The sequence below is a fragment of the Pseudomonas triticicola genome, from assembly GCF_019145375.1.
In the GTDB taxonomy this organism is placed as follows: domain Bacteria; phylum Pseudomonadota; class Gammaproteobacteria; order Pseudomonadales; family Pseudomonadaceae; genus Aquipseudomonas; species Aquipseudomonas triticicola.
Map to the genome: position 1 here is coordinate 1716158 of NZ_JAHSTX010000001.1, position 15366 is coordinate 1731523.

The window sequence follows — 15366 nt, forward strand, 5'->3', positions numbered from 1 at the left end:
AAAAGGAGCAAGTCAGATGACTCGCATACGCAAGTGGCTACCGAAACTCGCCCTGGTGGCAACCTCGGTGATGGCGCTGTCGGCAACCGCCACAGCGGCTGAAAAACCCAACATTCTCGTGATCTTCGGCGACGACATCGGCCAGACCAACATCAGTGCCTATTCCATGGGCGTGGTCGGATACAAGACGCCGAATATCGACCGTATCGCCAAAGAAGGCATGATCTTCACCGATTACTATGCCGAAAACAGTTGCACGGCCGGACGCTCGTCGTTCATCACCGGGCAGACGCCATTGCGTACCGGCTTGTCCAAGGTCGGCATGCCCGGGGTACCGGTGGGCTTGCAGCCACGCGATGTGACCATTGCCCAAGCGCTGAAAGCCCAAGGCTATGCCACGGGTCAATTCGGCAAGAACCACTTGGGCGACAAAGACGAATATCTGCCGACCAATCATGGTTTCGACGAGTTTTTCGGCAACCTGTATCACCTCAACGCCGAAGAGGAGCCGGAGCGTCCCTACTGGCCCAAGGATGATGCCGAGTTCGTCAAGGCCGCCTCGCCTCGTGGCGTGATCCACAGTTTTGCCGACGGCAAGATTGAAGATACTGGCGCGCTGACCAAGAAACGCATGGAGACCATCGACGACGAAACCACTGCGGCAGCGCAAGCGTTCATCGAGAAACAGGCCAAGGCGGACAAACCGTTCTTTGTCTGGATGAACACCACACGCATGCATGCCTTCACTCACGTGCGCGAATCCATGCAAGGCCAAAGCGGCATGGTCGGCAACGAATATGCCGATGGCATGCTCGAGCATGACGGCGACGTCGGCAAGCTGCTCAAGACACTGGATGATTTGAAGCTGACCGAGAACACCATCGTCGTCTACACCACCGACAACGGCCCGAACCAATGGTCGTGGCCCGACGCTGCAACGACGCCGTTCCGCAACGAGAAAAACTCGAACTGGGAAGGCGCCTACCGGGTACCGGCGATGATTCGCTGGCCGGGCAAAGTCAAGGCAGGCGAAGTCTCCACACAAATGTTCTCCGGTCTGGACTGGTTCCCGACGCTGCTGGCCGCCGTGGGCGACACCGACATCAAGGACCGCTTGCTCAAGGGCGCCGACATCGGCGGCAAAAACTTCAAAGTGCACCTGGACGGCTATAACCAGCTGGACTACCTGACGGGTAAAACCGACAAGAGCGCGCGCAAGGAGTTCTACTACTTCAACGATGACGGTGCGTTGGTCAGCATGCGTTTCAACGATTGGAAACTGGTGTTCTGTGAGCAGCGCGCACCCGGCGGACTGCAGGTGTGGAGCGAACCGTTCACCTGCCTGCGTGTGCCGAAAATGTTCAACCTGCGCATGGACCCGTACGAACGCGCCGATGTCGTGTCTGACCAGTACTATGACTGGCTGACGAAAAACGACTATCTGATTTTCGACGGTACCCGCCGTGCGGCGAAGTTCCTGCAAACCTTCGTCGACTATCCACCTAGCCAGCGTCCGGCGAGCTTCAGCATCGACCAGATCCGCGAGGACGTGGATCGCCGTATCGAAGAAAAAATGAAGAAAGCCCAGTAATAGCGCTGTATCGCCGCCCGCCTTCATCGGCGGGCGGCCCTGTTTTCAACAAGCGACCGGGTCGGTTTCGTTCGCGAGCAGGCTCGCTCCCACAAGGGGTTTGTGGTGTATATAAGTCCAATGTGGGAGCGAGCCTGCTCGCGAAGAGGTCGGCACAGTCAACCTGTTTTTGAACTGAAACAAGGCTCACCGCATGTCCTCACGTATCGCCAGCAAGCCGTCGGCCATACCCGTTCCGCAAGCCGCGTCCACCACCTCAATGATCCCTGCCCTGCTGCTATGCGTCTCCGGCGCGGCAGCGTTGGTCTATCAGGTGTTGTGGATCAAACAGCTATCGCTGGTGGTCGGCGTCGAGGTCTACGCAATCACCACCGGCATCAGCGCGTTTTTCGCCGGGCTCGCCCTCGGCGGCTGGCTGTTCGGGCGCTGGGCCGATCGCTTGCAACAGCCGGTTCTGCTGTATGCCGGGCTGGAAGTACTGGTGGCGATTCTCGGTGTTGGCGCGACAGTGGCGATGAGTCTGGCGGCCGGTGCGTTTGCCTGGTTGCAAGGTCATGTCGGCGTGCTTGCGTGGTTGCTGCCGTTTGCGCTGGTAGGCATTCCTGCGGTGTTGATGGGCGGGACGCTGCCGGTGCTGGTGCGCTCACTGGCGGCTGAGCCGGGCAAGGCCGGCGGCCAGTTGTATGCGGCGAATACGCTGGGCGCGATCGTTGGCACTTTGCTCGCCGCGTTCGTACTGATCGCCAGCCTCGGCGTGCGCGGCAGTGCGCTGTTCGCCGCGATGCTTAACCTGCTCGCCGCGGCCGGTGCGCTGTGGTTGCAGCGCCAGCAGCCAGTGGCGCTGGCCGCGCCGGTCAAACACGGCAACGCCAAAGCACCCGACCGCACTGCGCTGTGGCTCTACGCAGTCGCCGGGGGCGTGGCGTTGGGTTATGAGGTGGTCTGGTCGCAATCGATCGTGCAGTTCATGAGCACGCGCACCTATGCGTTCGCCGTGGTGCTGGCGACCTACCTGACCGGGCTGTTTATCGGCAGCGCCCTGCTCGCCCGTCGCGTCGAGCGCATTCGCGACCCATGGGGCGTATTCGGCTTGTTGATTGCCGGTGCAGGTTTGATTGCGCTGCTGGAAATCGCCGTGCTCGGCCGCTGGCTGGTGCTCGCGCAGAGCCATGCGGAAACCTGGCTGCTGAGTCTGGGCGTCAGCGAGCTGGCCGGCATGAGCGCACGCTTTGCCGTGGCGGCGCTGAGCATCGTGTTTGTGCCGACCCTGCTGCTCGGCGCGGCGTTTCCTCTGGCGTTGCGCCTGAGTGTCGGCAGCGAACGTGTGGGCCGCGATGTCGGCGCCGTTGTCGCGTTCAACACCCTGGGCGGGATCATCGGTGTGATGCTTTGCGGCTTCGTATTGATTCCCTTGCTGGGACTTGTGCGCACCCTCGGTCTACTGGCGCTCGTCGCAGCGACAATCGGTTATCTGGCGGTGCGCAAGGGCCATGGCGTGGCGAAAGGTCGGCGCCAGGCCGTGGTCGCACGAGGTCTGGTTTGCGTTGCAGTGGCGGTACTGACGCCCGTCGACAAACTGGCCAGCCTGTTGCCCGGCGCACGCAACGGCACGCTGGCCTTCTACGAGGAAGGACGCGGCGGCACGGTCGCGGTGGTCACTCAGGGACGTGGCGAAAACAGCTTCCACCGTTTGTACATCCAGGGCGTGTCGAACACCGGCGATGCCATGCCGTCGCTGCGCTACATGCGCATTCAGGCGCTGCTGCCGCTGCTGATCCACAACGGTGAACCGCGCTCGACCCTGGTGATCGGCTTCGGCACCGGCATCACCGCAGGCGCCATGCTGCGCTATCCGGGGCTGGAACATCGCGTGGTTGCCGAGTTGCTGCCATCGGTGGTGAAAGCAGCGCCGTTGTTCAAGGGCAACTTCAATGCCGCCAGCGATCCCGGCGTCGACGTTCGCCTGCGCGACGGTCGCCAGGAACTGCTGCGCAGTGCACAGACCTACGACGTGATCACCCTGGAACCGCCACCGCCCTCCGCCGCTGGCGTGGTCAATCTGTATTCGCGGGACTTCTACCAGCTGGCCGCCAGTCGCTTGCAGGACCAGGGCATCGTTGCCCAGTGGCTGCCACTGCCGACGCAGAATATCGACGACTCGCGCTCACTGGTGCGCAGCTTCCTCGATGTCTTCCCTCATGCCTCGCTGTGGACCAGCGAGTTCCACGAAATGCTGCTGGTTGGTTCGATGACACCGATGCAACTGGACGCCGCGAAAATCACCGCGCGCTTCCAGCAGGACAGCGTACGCAACACCTTGCAGGACGTCGGCATCGGCTCGGCGGCCGCGCTGCTGGCCACCTGGGTCACCGATCGCGCCGGCCTCGAGCGCTTCGCCGCCGATGCGCCGGCGGTGACTGATGACCAGCCGCGCATCGAATACGCGCCGTGGGTACGCAGCAAGGAAATCACCCGCGTGCTACCGGCGTTGCTGGACTTGTATCAGCCACCGACACTGGTCAATGCCGATGCTGGGTTCAGTGAACGGATGGAAACGCATCGGCAGCGGTTGATGCAGTTTTATCGGGCAAGCCTGCACGCCTACGACGGCGATCGGGACGCCTGGGGGCGGGATATCCGGGAAGTGATGCAAGGGGATCGGGCGAACCCATATTTCCGCTGGTTTGTCGGGCAGTAACGCGGGGACTGACAGAATGCCTTCGCGAGCAGGCTCGCTCCCACAGTATGACCGAGTACCACCGGTGATTTGGGTTGACTGTCAGGCCGTCATCGCGAGCAGGCTCACTCCTGCAATGGGGATCGTGGCATCCGCGAGAATCAGGTCGGCTGTCAGGCCGCCTTCGCGAGCAGGCTCGCTCCCACAGAACAGCAAAGCAGCGCAGCTGCCGCGGCGCAGCCGCCCCACTCAACAATGAGCGTTAGCTCGAGTGCTCTTGATCTTGATCTTGATCTTGATCTTGATCTTGATCTTGATCTTGATCTTGATCTTGATCTTGATCTTGATCCACCGGCGACGTCGGAAGGCTGAGTGGAGGGATTGATCCGGGCGTGGAAGCGCAGCGACCGTCTGGCGCAGCCAGACACAGCGGAAGGAGGTGCAGCGAAGCAAACCGTAGCCGCTGCGCCCGGATCAGTCCCGGAGCGAAGGAACCCGAGCCTGCGAGGGCCGAACGTAGGAGCAAGCCTTTTGGGTTACCTTTTTGGCGTTTGAAAAAGGTGACCCGCCGTAAGGGCGGAACCCTAAGCCGACGTTACCGCAGCAACGGATATGTACCCCAAAACCCCAAGCAGACAAGCCCCCAAACCAAACTGCAATCAATGGGAGCGAGTCTGCTTACGAAAAGGCCCGAGCCTCACGACATCACTTGGCCTCGGACTTCAGCTTCAGATACGTCTGATGCATATCACTCGCCCAACCATCAATCACCGCCTTGACGTCAGTGGCCTTCATTACCTGCGAGGAATTTTCCAGCGGCTGACCGGTACCCTTGCGCACCACTTGAGCCACCACCATGTTACTGCTGCCATCAAGGAACACCGCCTCAGTGGCCAACGTGGTTTCCTGATCGCGAATACCGGTGGCCGTACTCACCGCAGCAGCAACCAGCGCAATCGGAATCACCTCATACACATGCAGGCCTTCGGTCTTGCTGCTCACCGCAGTGATCGCCGGCCGGATCACGATGACGCCAGGCCCCGGACCGGTGGCCAGCGGCAGCGACTTGCTCAGCTCACGCTTGAGCGCCTGATCGTAATAACTGGTGATGCCATTGAGGGTCTGCTGGGGGATTTTTTCCGTCGCTTGCGGCTTCGGATACAACTGGCTCGGCTCGACGTAGACGCTGCTGAATTTGTTGATATCGAGTTTCGGGTCCATCCAGCGCATCACCTCGGCACCCGACGGTGATTTGGTCTCCTTCAGTTGACTGTAATCCTTGAGAAAACCGGAGTACTGGTCTGGCTCGACGGTTTTGCTGGAACAACCCACCACACCCAGGGTGGCGATGCACAGCGTGCCCATCATTACGGCTAGCTTCATGCTGTAACTCCTGTCAGAAGGCCAAATCGTTTGCATAGGGGGAGTTACAGGTATAGCTAAAACCGCAGCAATTGCGATTGCAAATTACAAAATTCACACGGCGCTGCGCAGCAAGTCACAGCGCTTATTTGACAGACGCGCTGCATGCGGCAAAGCTGCATCCAGATGTATGCACGCCAGAAGGCCAACGCACCGGACTACGGAAGTCGCAATGCCCAAGCACAAAAACAAAGCGGTGCAACCTGAACCTGACGCATCACCCTCCTCTTTTTCACGTTACCTGTTTCCAATCACCATCGGTGTGCTGCTGGCGGCCGTGGCGGGCATTGGCTGGTTCCTGTTCAGCCCGGCGCCGGCCCCCGTCAAACCCGCAGCGATCAGCACGCCTGTAGCACCGCCAGCCAAGCCGCAACCGACTGTGGCAAGCAAACCGGCCAGCATGGTCGATGAGCAGCAATGCCAGGGCTGCCACAGTGAACAGGTCAAGGACTGGCAAGGCTCGCATCACCAATTGGCCATGCAGCCGGCGACCGCCGAAACCACCCTCGGCGACTTCAACAACGTGACCTTCAAGGCCGAGAACGAGACCACAAAGTTCACCCGCAAGGGCGATGAATTCTGGGTCAATGCGCCCGGCATCGACGGCAAGAATGCCGACTTCAAAGTGGCCTACACCTTCGGCATCGCGCCGCTGCAGCAATTTCTGATCGAGGTCGGTCAGGGGCGTCTGCAAGCCCTCGGCGTGGCGTGGGATACCGAGAAAAATCGCTGGTTTCATCTGTACGCCGGCCAGGGCGTGAATTTCAAGAATCCGCTGCACTGGAGCAAACCGAGCCAGAACGCCAATTTCATGTGCGTCGAATGCCACACCACCGGTTTCAAGCGCAATTTCGATGCGGCCAGCAACAGCTTCAACAGTCAATGGAACAGCCTCGGAGTCGGCTGTCAGGCCTGTCATGGCCCGGCGTCGAATCACCTGGAGTGGGCGCAGAAAAAAGACGATTTGATCCATAAGGGCTTCGACGTCGATCTCAAGGACAGGAACGCCACGGTAGAAATCGAAACCTGCGCGCGCTGCCATTCCCGCCGCGCGCCGCTGGGCGATGGCTTCACCGTCGGCAAGCGGCTGATGGACGATTACCTGCCCAGCGCCCTGACCCGCGAACTCTATGCGCTGGACGGCAAGATCAAGGACGAAGTGTTCGAACACGGCTCGTTCCTGCAAAGCAAGATGTTCGACAAGGGCGTGCGCTGCAGCAATTGCCATAACCCGCACAGCAACGAGCTGAAGGCACCGGGCAACGCCGTGTGTCTGCAATGCCACAACACGGCGGGCAAGACCTCGGTCGCCGGCGTCGACGGCAAGGGTCTGCAAGCGAAGAATTACGACTCCATCGAACACACCCGCCACGCCATGGGCCAGCCCGGCTCGCAGTGCGTCGATTGCCACATGCCTGGCAAGTTCTACATGGGCAATGACTTTCGGCACGACCACAGTTTCAGCATTCCCAACCCGGAGCGTGCGCAGAAACTCGGCACGCCAGACGCCTGCCTGACCTGTCACCAGGGCAAGGCCGGCGACAAGGTCACCGCGCAGTTCAAATTGTGGAACGCCTCCGCCTCCCCGGCTCAGCAGGCGCCACGCTATGACGAAAGCCTGTGGCTGATCCGCAATGGCCAGCCCGGCGCCGCCGACGCGCTGTACCAGCAATTGCAGCGCAGCAACCTGCCGGCGATCCAGCGCGCAACGTTGCTGGCGGAATTGCCGCTGTACCCGAGCGAACAGGCGCTGAAACTGGCCACTCAGGATCTCAAACATCCAGAGCCACAGGTGCGTGACAGCGCGGTGCGGGCGATCAGCGCTTTCCTGCCGCCGCCCGAGCGTGCGCCGTTATTGGCGCCGTTGCTCAATGATCCAGTGAAAGCCGTGCGCATCGTCGCCGCGCGGGATCTGCTCGGTGTCTCGCGCAACAATGGCCTGGGTGCGGCGCAAGCCAGCTGGAATGCGGCGATCGGCGAATATGAAGCCGTGCAGAAAAGCCTGCTGGAGCGTGCCGAAGCCAATCTGAACCTGGCGATGCTCTATCAGGCCAGCGGGCGCAGTGCCGAGGTCGAACCGCTGTTGCGCAGTGCCCTGCAACGTGACCCGGACTTCTACCCGGCGCTGGTCACGCTGGCACAGTGGCTGGAAGCGAATGGTCGCGCCACCGAAGCCCAGAAGCTGTTGGATGACAGCCTCAAGCAGCATCCGGATGCGGCGCTGTTACAGCACACGCGCGGGTTGTCGCTGATCCGTGCCGGCCAGTCCGCCGACGCCATGTCGTACCTGCGCAAAGCCGCGCAACTGGAACCGGAGAATGCGCAATACGGCTATGTACTGGCGGTGGCGCTGCATGAGAGCGGCAAGGTTGATGAGGCGTGCGCGATTCTGGAAAGTTTGCTCAACGTACAACCGGCCAACCGCAACGCGCGGCTGTCGCTGATTCAGTATTACCTCGATAGCGGCCAGGAACCCAAGGCGCAGGTGCTGTTGCAGGGCTGGAAGAAAATGAATATGGGGGATCCGGCGCTCAAGTGATCGATGGGATGCCCCCCCGATCACCTGTGGGAGCGAGCCTGCTCGCGAATGCAATCTGTCAGTGACATCGCAGTCGGCTGACGTAGCGTTTTCGCGAGCAGGCTCGCTCCCACAGGGCTACCACCGCGCTTGCTTCACCAGGACGATGTTTCGCCACTGCGCAAAGCCATCTCCCGCCGGCTATTGGCGCGCATCGCCTTGATCAGCGACACCGTCCCCACCAGCAAAATCGCCGCACCAAACAAAAAGTCGATGTTGTACAGCTGGAAATCTTCCACCGGCCCGATCAGCAATGTGCGCACCACTGCAATCCCCACCAGCGTCGCGAGAAAGTCGATCCCCGGCTCATCGCGGTAAAACACCAGCATCAGCGGCAGGCACAGCACCAGCAGAAGCAACAGCACCACCACCTTGAACGAGCCTTTGCGCTCGACGCTGAACGCACATTCATGCGCCCCGTACGGCTTGTAGTCCTCATCGCGAATCATCGAGTTTTTCTCGTTGATGTAGTCGGCGCGGTTGTACTTCTGGATCGGCGTGAAGGTGTTGGACATCTCCATCAGCGTGGTGATGTTCTTGAAGCGCAAGTCGATGCGCTCGCTGCCCTTGAGGTAATACAGCACCGGTTTGTAGCCGTAGCGATAGGTATCGAAGGGGAACGCGGCAGTCTGAGCGTGCACGCCGATTGCGCGAGGCTCAAGTTCGGCGAAGGCGCTTTTGTTGGTCGACGAGAGGTTGCGGCTCAGCGGCTGCACCTTGACCTGCTCGAGGAAGATCGGCGTCACGCCGAAAGACCACTGCAACGGTTCCAGACGCAGGCGCAGTTCGTTGCGGCCCAGGTCGTAGCGGTTGAAGGTACGTTCGGCAACCACCAGCGAACCGCCGACCATGAACTCGCCGCGCAGGTTGTTGGTGACGCGCAAGGTCAGTTGATCCTTGCCCAGCAACGCCGCTTCCGTGGTCGGTGGCGTGCCGCACCACGCGGTGCTCTCGCCGACACCGCCAAGCTGGCCGTCGCGGTTTTCCTTGAATACGTAAAAGTAACTGGCCCACAGCGTCAGCAGCAAAAGCGACGCCGTGAGACCGAGGATTTTTTTGCCCGGACTCACTGATCAGACTCCCTTCTTCGGTTCCATCGTCCAGCCGAAAACCCGCTGGCGACGGCGACTCTACCAAAAGGCCATCAGTGACCCAAGGGAAAATGCCGGATCGGTAGCGAACCTAAGGGTTTCCCCGGTATTCGCGTCAACCCGTGTAGGAGTGAGCCTGCTCGCGAAAGCGGTGCCGGAGGAAGTGAAGCCGGGGTGGGTGAATACGGATATGTGAGGTGTGTCAGTGGACTGCCCTCACCCTAGCCCTCTCCCAGAGGGAGAGGGGACTGACCCGGGTGTTTGTTCGAATTACATCGACCTGGAATATCGCGTCGAACTCTGGTTTTGAAGAGCACTCGGTCTGCCCCCTTTCCCCCTCGCCCCCTTGGGGGAGAGGGCTGGGGTGAGGGGGTAAGCTTTTGATCTTAACCGCGATCTCGAGGAATCAGGCTTTGCAGTTGCTGCGCGAGAAAATTCGCATCAAACGCAAACGTATCCGGATCCTTCAAACCATTGGTCTTTCGCCACTGCCATGCGCCATCCGCCAGGCCAACCAGGGAAATGCTCCCGTACCGCGCCGCCGTCAGCCCCATCACCGCCAGGGAAATCTGCCCGCCGCTGCCCATCACATCCGGCACAAACTCCACCGGTTTGCCGGCAATCACAATGCTCAATTTTTTCGTCTTGAACGTCGAGGTCTCCACCGGCACGCTCGGCCCGGACGCGACGTACGCTTCGCGACTCACCTCCAGTAGATTGGGCGCCTTGACCGGTTCAAGCCATTGCTCGATCTGGTCGAACAGCGCGCCAATCCGTGTTGCCCATTCAGCTGATTGCGTAGTGAACAGTTGTTTCTTGTGCGCTTCGCTTTCGGCATAGTGGCGCAGCATCTCGCCCAGTTGCTGTACGTCGTTCATTGCGGTGTTCCTCGGAAAGGACCTGCGAACGGTGATAGTGGCAGATCCCCGGCGCGGCGTACGTTTAGTTCTTACAGATGCACAGTTGCGGGAAAGATCGGCGGTACAGTCAGTCGGTACTGGCGTCGCGTCTCGAACAGAAGGTAACTTCGGGCAGACCTTAATGCTCGACACTGACATTTGCTTGAGGAAAACCAATGCGCACCATCGGCCTTATCGGCGGCATGAGCTGGGAGTCCAGCGCCGAATACTATCGCCTGATCAACCAACAGGTTCGCGAGCGCCTCGGCCCTTTGCGTTCGGCGCAGTTGCTGATGTACAGCGTCGATTTCGGTCCGGTCGAACAGGCCCAGCACGCCGGGCGCTGGGACGATGCGGCGGCGATTCTGGTGGATGCCGCGCGCCGGCTCGAAGCTGGCGGCGCCGAGTGTGTGGTGCTGTGTACCAACACCATGCACAAGGTCGCCGAGCAGATTCAGGCGGCGATCAGCATTCCATTCCTGCACATCGCCGAACCCGCCGCCCAAGCTGCATTGGAAATCGACGCGCGCACGGTCGGGTTGCTCGGCACCGCGTTCACCATGGAGCAGGACTTCCTCAAGCAGCGTCTGATCGACCAAGGCCTGACCGTACTGGTGCCGGATGATGCCGAGCGCAAAGAGGTGCACCGGATCATCTACGACGAACTCTGCGTGGGTGTGATCAGCGAACAATCGCGAGAAATCTACCAAGGCGTCATCGAATCTCTGACCGCCCGTGGCGCCCAGGCGATCATCCTCGGCTGCACCGAAATCGGCCTGCTGATCAAACCCGAACACAGCGCCCTGCCCCTGCTCGACACCACCGAGCTGCATGCACAGTCGGCGGTGGCCTTCGCACTGGGCGACTGACTCAGGGTTTCGGGCTATTGCGTAGACGGGCCATGCTCAGGGTGTCGACCCACTGCCCGTCGCGCACCGCGTAATCACGCAACAGCCCTTCGGCCTCGAAACCGAACTTGCGATAAAGCCCGATGGCTGCCTCGTTATCGGCGTACACCGTGAGTTCGACGCGGTGCAGATTCATCCAGTTGTCGGCAACGTCCAGCGCCCCAGCCAACAACATCGATCCCACGCCTTTGCCCTGCCAGGCTACCGCGACTGCCATGCCGAAACTGCCGGCGTGGGCGCGGCGCATTCTTGAATAGGCCTCCAGGCCAAGATTGCCGATTACAACACCCTGGTGCAGCGCCACCAGTTTCAGCGCGCGCTCGTTTTCGGCCTGCAATCGCTGCCGCCAGACTTCGGTGGACTGGAACGGCATCTGCAGCACCTGCCGTGCGACGGCAGGGTCGTTGTAAAGCGCAGTGATGCCTTCGAGGTGGAATTCGTTGGAGAGTTCGAGATGGATCGCGGGGGTTGGCTCTGACATGGGATCGGTCCGTGATCAGCGTGTGGCTGGTCACTCTAAACCGCTGATCTGGAATCTGGCGAGATGTAATTTTGGGAGCAAGCCTGCTCGCGAAAGCGTTGGCTCAGATTGAAGCGTCGACTGGCAGATTGCATTCGCGAGCAGGCTCGCTCCCACATTTTGATCCAGCCCGGACACAACCCCTGTGAGCACTGAAGATTCCTGTGGGAGCGAGCCTGCTCGCGAAAGCGACCTCACAGCCAACACCTGCTTCCCGGCAAAAACGTCTACCGTGCTGTCGCCAGTTTTTTGCCTTTAAACGCCGCTGTTTAAATGACACCTGCTGACACGCCTTCCAGGCTACAAATACTTGCGTCGTTGCCTACAGCCAAGCCAGAATCCGCCGGCTTGTGCGCCTTGGGGGCGGGTTCTATTGTAGTGCGGTCGCTGACGAATCAGCGATCGGGTCTCGCAGCCCGTCGATCTCTGGACGCACAACACCCGCTGTTCTTATGGCGGCTGTACGTGGGAGACCTTCGGGTCTGCCGGTTCTAGAGTCCCGGTCTGCGACCCGCGTATAGCTGCCTCCAACCATTTCGTATCGCAGCGAAAGTTGGCAGCTCCGTCGACTCTAGGAGCATCACCATGATCAAACCCACACCCAACCCACCTGAAACCGATCCCACCTCCCCCTACGAATCCCTCGATTCAAAAAAACTCCACGAAGCCGCCGACCGCGCCCTCGACCACTACCTCTGCCCACCCGGCTCGACCCCACCGCCGTTCAGTCCCCGCGCCATGTACGCCGTCACCGCCGACACCAAAAACGAAGACCTGCTGGCCAACGCCTGCGAAACCCTCGCTTCCGCCAAAACCATCGCCCAGGAATTTGCCGGGCTGGTGAAACCGTCGCAGCGCCGAACGTTAATGGGCATTGCGCAGTTGATCATGCTCGGCGAACTGGCGGTAAATCGGGTGCTGGATAATCTGGAGTTGCCGCAGTAGCGGGCCTTTGATGATCGTTCCCACGCTCTGCGTGGGAATGCCTCAAGGGACCCTCCGCGTTCCAGCTCTGGCGGGACGCAGAGCGTCCCGGGCTGCATTCCCACGCGGAGCGTGGGAACGATCAACGCGTAAGCAATGAAGATCCCTGTGGGAGCGAGCCTGCTCGCGAATGCGTCGGAGCAGTCAGCATTGCAACCGAACATTACGACAAATTCGCAAGCAGGCTCGCTTCCGCAACTGCCGCGCGGACAAGATCCGGCAAGACCGTTCGTCTGAATCCGTCTGCACCTGTCAGATCTGACAGGTGTGCTTTTTTTCAAACTGGAGTGAGATGGATCCCATTCAAGGCACGGCACGGCACGGCACGGCAAAATTCTCAGGGAGCGCTTCCATGGATATCCAGTCTTCGATTTTCAACGAGCTGTTTGTGTTGTATCCAGTCATCATCCAAGGCTGGGTCACACCGGTGAAGCCGGAAGGCATTGCCCAGGGCGGGATTCCCAAGGCGCTTTATGATGGCGAGACGCATGGCCTGGAATGTCTGATAGATCCGTGGACGGAAATGCAGCTCGCTTCCTGGACCATGGCTGCTTATGACCGCGTCGATCTGTACGTCAACGACAACCCGACTTTCGCAACGGGCAAGACCGTTGCCCCGGGCGAAGAACAACAGCGGGTGCGCTTGTACTTGCCCCACGGTTGGCTCAACCAGGGCGTCAACCGCCTGTATTACAAGGTCACGCGCGTAGGAGGTAACGAGGAATCGTCTCGGGACATGCTAGCCCTCTACCATTTGCGTCTCCCGGAATCTCTGGATCTGATCATTCCGTCGGATGTAGAAGGTGAGGGCGTGGGGCCGGAGCTCGCCGCACGAGGTGTGACATTTGCGTTTACTTACAGCAACCGACGCCACTCCGACTCCATCGTGTTTGCGCTCGGCGATACCACCGTGCGCTTCGATGTGCCCGACGCGCCGGCCCCTATCAACCTGACGCTGTACACCGATACCTTCCAGCGCGCCGGTGACAACCCGAATGCTGTTGCGGAATTCAGAGTATTTGACCAATTGGGCAATGCTGTCATGTCAGGTGAAAAGCGCGTGGACATTCACCTTGGTCGCCTTTCTCTGCCGGCACCCACTGTCCGTGGCATGAACGGCAACCAGTTCAGCCCGACCACTCCGGAAATCAGAGTTCTCGTACCGCAGGGTTCGTTACTGCCCACCGACACGTTGTGGGTGAACTGGCAAGGCGCGACGGCTGTCCCTGAAGGCTCCTACCCAAGCCCGCCTCGGCTGGTCAGTGCCGGCCTGGAGATTGCTGTGCCGCGCTCGGTGCTCGCCTACAGCCTGAGCCAAAGGGTTTCAGTCAGTTATTTTATCGAGCGCGACGGCAAAACCGTGGAGTCGGCTGTGTTGCTGCTGGACATTCTGCCGCTGCCGGCGACCGCTTTGATCGCACCGAAAATTGTCGAGGCGGATGCCAATAATTTCCTCGATGTCACGGCGCTTGACACTAAAAACGCAACCATTCATGCGCTGCTGCATACCTTGATTGAAGCCGAACAGCCCTGCTGGCTGCGGCTGGAGGGCAAGAAGGCTGACGGCACTGCACATGACTTGACTCTCTGGGCTGGGTTGCCAGCTAGAGTCAACAGCACTTGGATCAACCAGGGTTTCTGGCCACAGACACTGGCAAACAGTTATCTCGTTCAATTGGGGCATGGCACGACGCTGACGCTTAAATACCTGGTGGCGCTGGACAAGAGCAATATCGAAACGAACGCAGTGAAATTTCCCGATCGGGTTTACACGGTCAAGGCTGTGGAATTGGTTGTGCCTACACTCGACGAGGTGTTGGACTCGAATGGAGACAAAGTGCCACAGGACAGCTGGACGGTCAGTACTGAGTTGACGCTGTCAGGCAAAGCCAGCAACGGGCTGGAAGTTGAAATTTTCGATGATGACGGTTCGATGATCGTCTCCAAAGGGCCGGCGGCGGCTGACCCTGTCTCGGGTCGCTGGACTCATAAGATTTCGGTTGATGAAGGGCAGCATCGGTTGTTTGCGAGGTCGTTGTATCACAGTGGAGAGGTGGATTCTGGGGATTGGAGTTTAACGATTGTTGCCGAAATGATCGTCGACATAACGCCGGCAGCTCTCTCGGGACGCAATTTTACAATTGATTTAGAAACAATTAAATGGGAATTAACTGGCAAAGATCTTTCAGGAACAGCTCTCCAAAGAAGCGCCATGGGAGGACTGCCTCCGTATACTTACACCTCAAACAATATCACAGTCGCTTCAGTTGATGGAGACGGAACTATTCGCAGTCAAGGAAATGGTGCAGCTATGATATCCGTATCAGACCAATCTGGTCAGACTAAACAAATCGCAGTGCATGTTTCCAATGTGCGGCAATTGGTTTGCTCAGCTAGTGTGATGACAACTGACCAAGCGAATATCTGGATGAAAGACATCAATGGTTCCCCATGTCCTGCTACATATGGCGACGATGATCTTGTTCAAAGACTGAATCTAAAATACCATGTCAAGCCGACTAGCGAATCTGGAACCCCTCATCGCCATTTTTTGCCGGGATTTATAGTGATGACATCCCCGTACACTTCCTATATTTATTTAACATCACCGCCTGACGGGCATTTTAATGCACCATTGAGATACAACCCCGTACCGTCAACCACAATTGGCTATCCACTTTGTTTTAAGGACTAAT

General features: G+C 59.4%; 10 protein-coding genes. 6 read left to right on the forward strand and 4 right to left on the reverse strand.

Going from position 1 to position 15366, the window contains the following annotated elements; genetic code table 11:
* Positions 1-16 precede the first annotated feature (16 nt).
* Entirely contained in the window at positions 17-1591 is a 1575-nt protein-coding gene (locus KVG85_RS07670) for an arylsulfatase (RefSeq protein WP_016774612.1), read from the forward strand.
* A 193-nt stretch (positions 1592-1784) separates the two neighbouring features.
* Entirely contained in the window at positions 1785-4289 is a 2505-nt protein-coding gene (locus KVG85_RS07675; protein ID WP_217863466.1) for a fused MFS/spermidine synthase, read from the forward strand.
* Positions 4290-4973: 684 nt separating this feature from the next.
* Here KVG85_RS07675 and KVG85_RS07680 read toward each other — a convergent pair.
* Positions 4974-5651 carry a DUF3313 domain-containing protein gene (locus KVG85_RS07680; RefSeq protein WP_217863467.1) on the reverse strand — a complete coding sequence of 226 codons (678 nt, stop codon included), beginning with the start codon at positions 5649-5651 and terminating at the stop codon, positions 4974-4976.
* Between the two features lie 211 nt (positions 5652-5862).
* Here KVG85_RS07680 and KVG85_RS07685 point away from each other — a divergent pair, with 211 nt between their 5' ends.
* On the forward strand, positions 5863-8229 hold the full coding sequence (locus tag KVG85_RS07685; RefSeq protein ID WP_217863468.1) for a tetratricopeptide repeat protein: 2367 nt from the start codon (positions 5863-5865) through the stop codon (positions 8227-8229).
* A gap of 134 nt (positions 8230-8363) precedes the next feature.
* Here the strand turns inward: KVG85_RS07685 and KVG85_RS07690 are convergent, their stop codons facing one another.
* Together KVG85_RS07690 and KVG85_RS07695 are read right to left on the reverse strand one after the other, a co-directional pair.
* On the reverse strand, positions 8364-9338 hold the full coding sequence (locus KVG85_RS07690) for a hypothetical protein (protein WP_217863469.1): 975 nt from the start codon (positions 9336-9338) through the stop codon (positions 8364-8366).
* Between the two features lie 407 nt (positions 9339-9745).
* On the reverse strand, positions 9746-10237 hold the full coding sequence (locus tag KVG85_RS07695) for a hypothetical protein (RefSeq protein WP_217863470.1): 492 nt from the start codon (positions 10235-10237) through the stop codon (positions 9746-9748).
* A 197-nt stretch (positions 10238-10434) separates the two neighbouring features.
* Here KVG85_RS07695 and KVG85_RS07700 point away from each other — a divergent pair, with 197 nt between their 5' ends.
* Entirely contained in the window at positions 10435-11127 is a 693-nt protein-coding gene (locus tag KVG85_RS07700) for an aspartate/glutamate racemase family protein (RefSeq protein WP_217863471.1), read from the forward strand.
* A gap of 1 nt (position 11128) precedes the next feature.
* Here KVG85_RS07700 and KVG85_RS07705 read toward each other — a convergent pair whose 3' ends face one another.
* Complete coding sequence (locus KVG85_RS07705) at positions 11129-11647, reverse strand: GNAT family N-acetyltransferase (protein WP_217863472.1); 519 nt, start codon at positions 11645-11647, stop codon at positions 11129-11131.
* Between the two features lie 624 nt (positions 11648-12271).
* Here KVG85_RS07705 and KVG85_RS07710 point away from each other — a divergent pair.
* The gene (locus KVG85_RS07710; RefSeq protein WP_217863473.1) at positions 12272-12631 is read left to right on the forward strand and encodes a DUF6124 family protein; all 360 of its coding nucleotides are present in this window, start codon (positions 12272-12274) and stop codon (positions 12629-12631) included.
* Positions 12632-13022: 391 nt separating this feature from the next.
* Positions 13023-15365, forward strand: a complete 2343-nt coding sequence (locus tag KVG85_RS07715) for an immunoglobulin-like domain-containing protein (protein WP_217863474.1) — start codon at positions 13023-13025, stop codon at positions 15363-15365.
* Position 15366 lies beyond the last annotated feature (1 nt).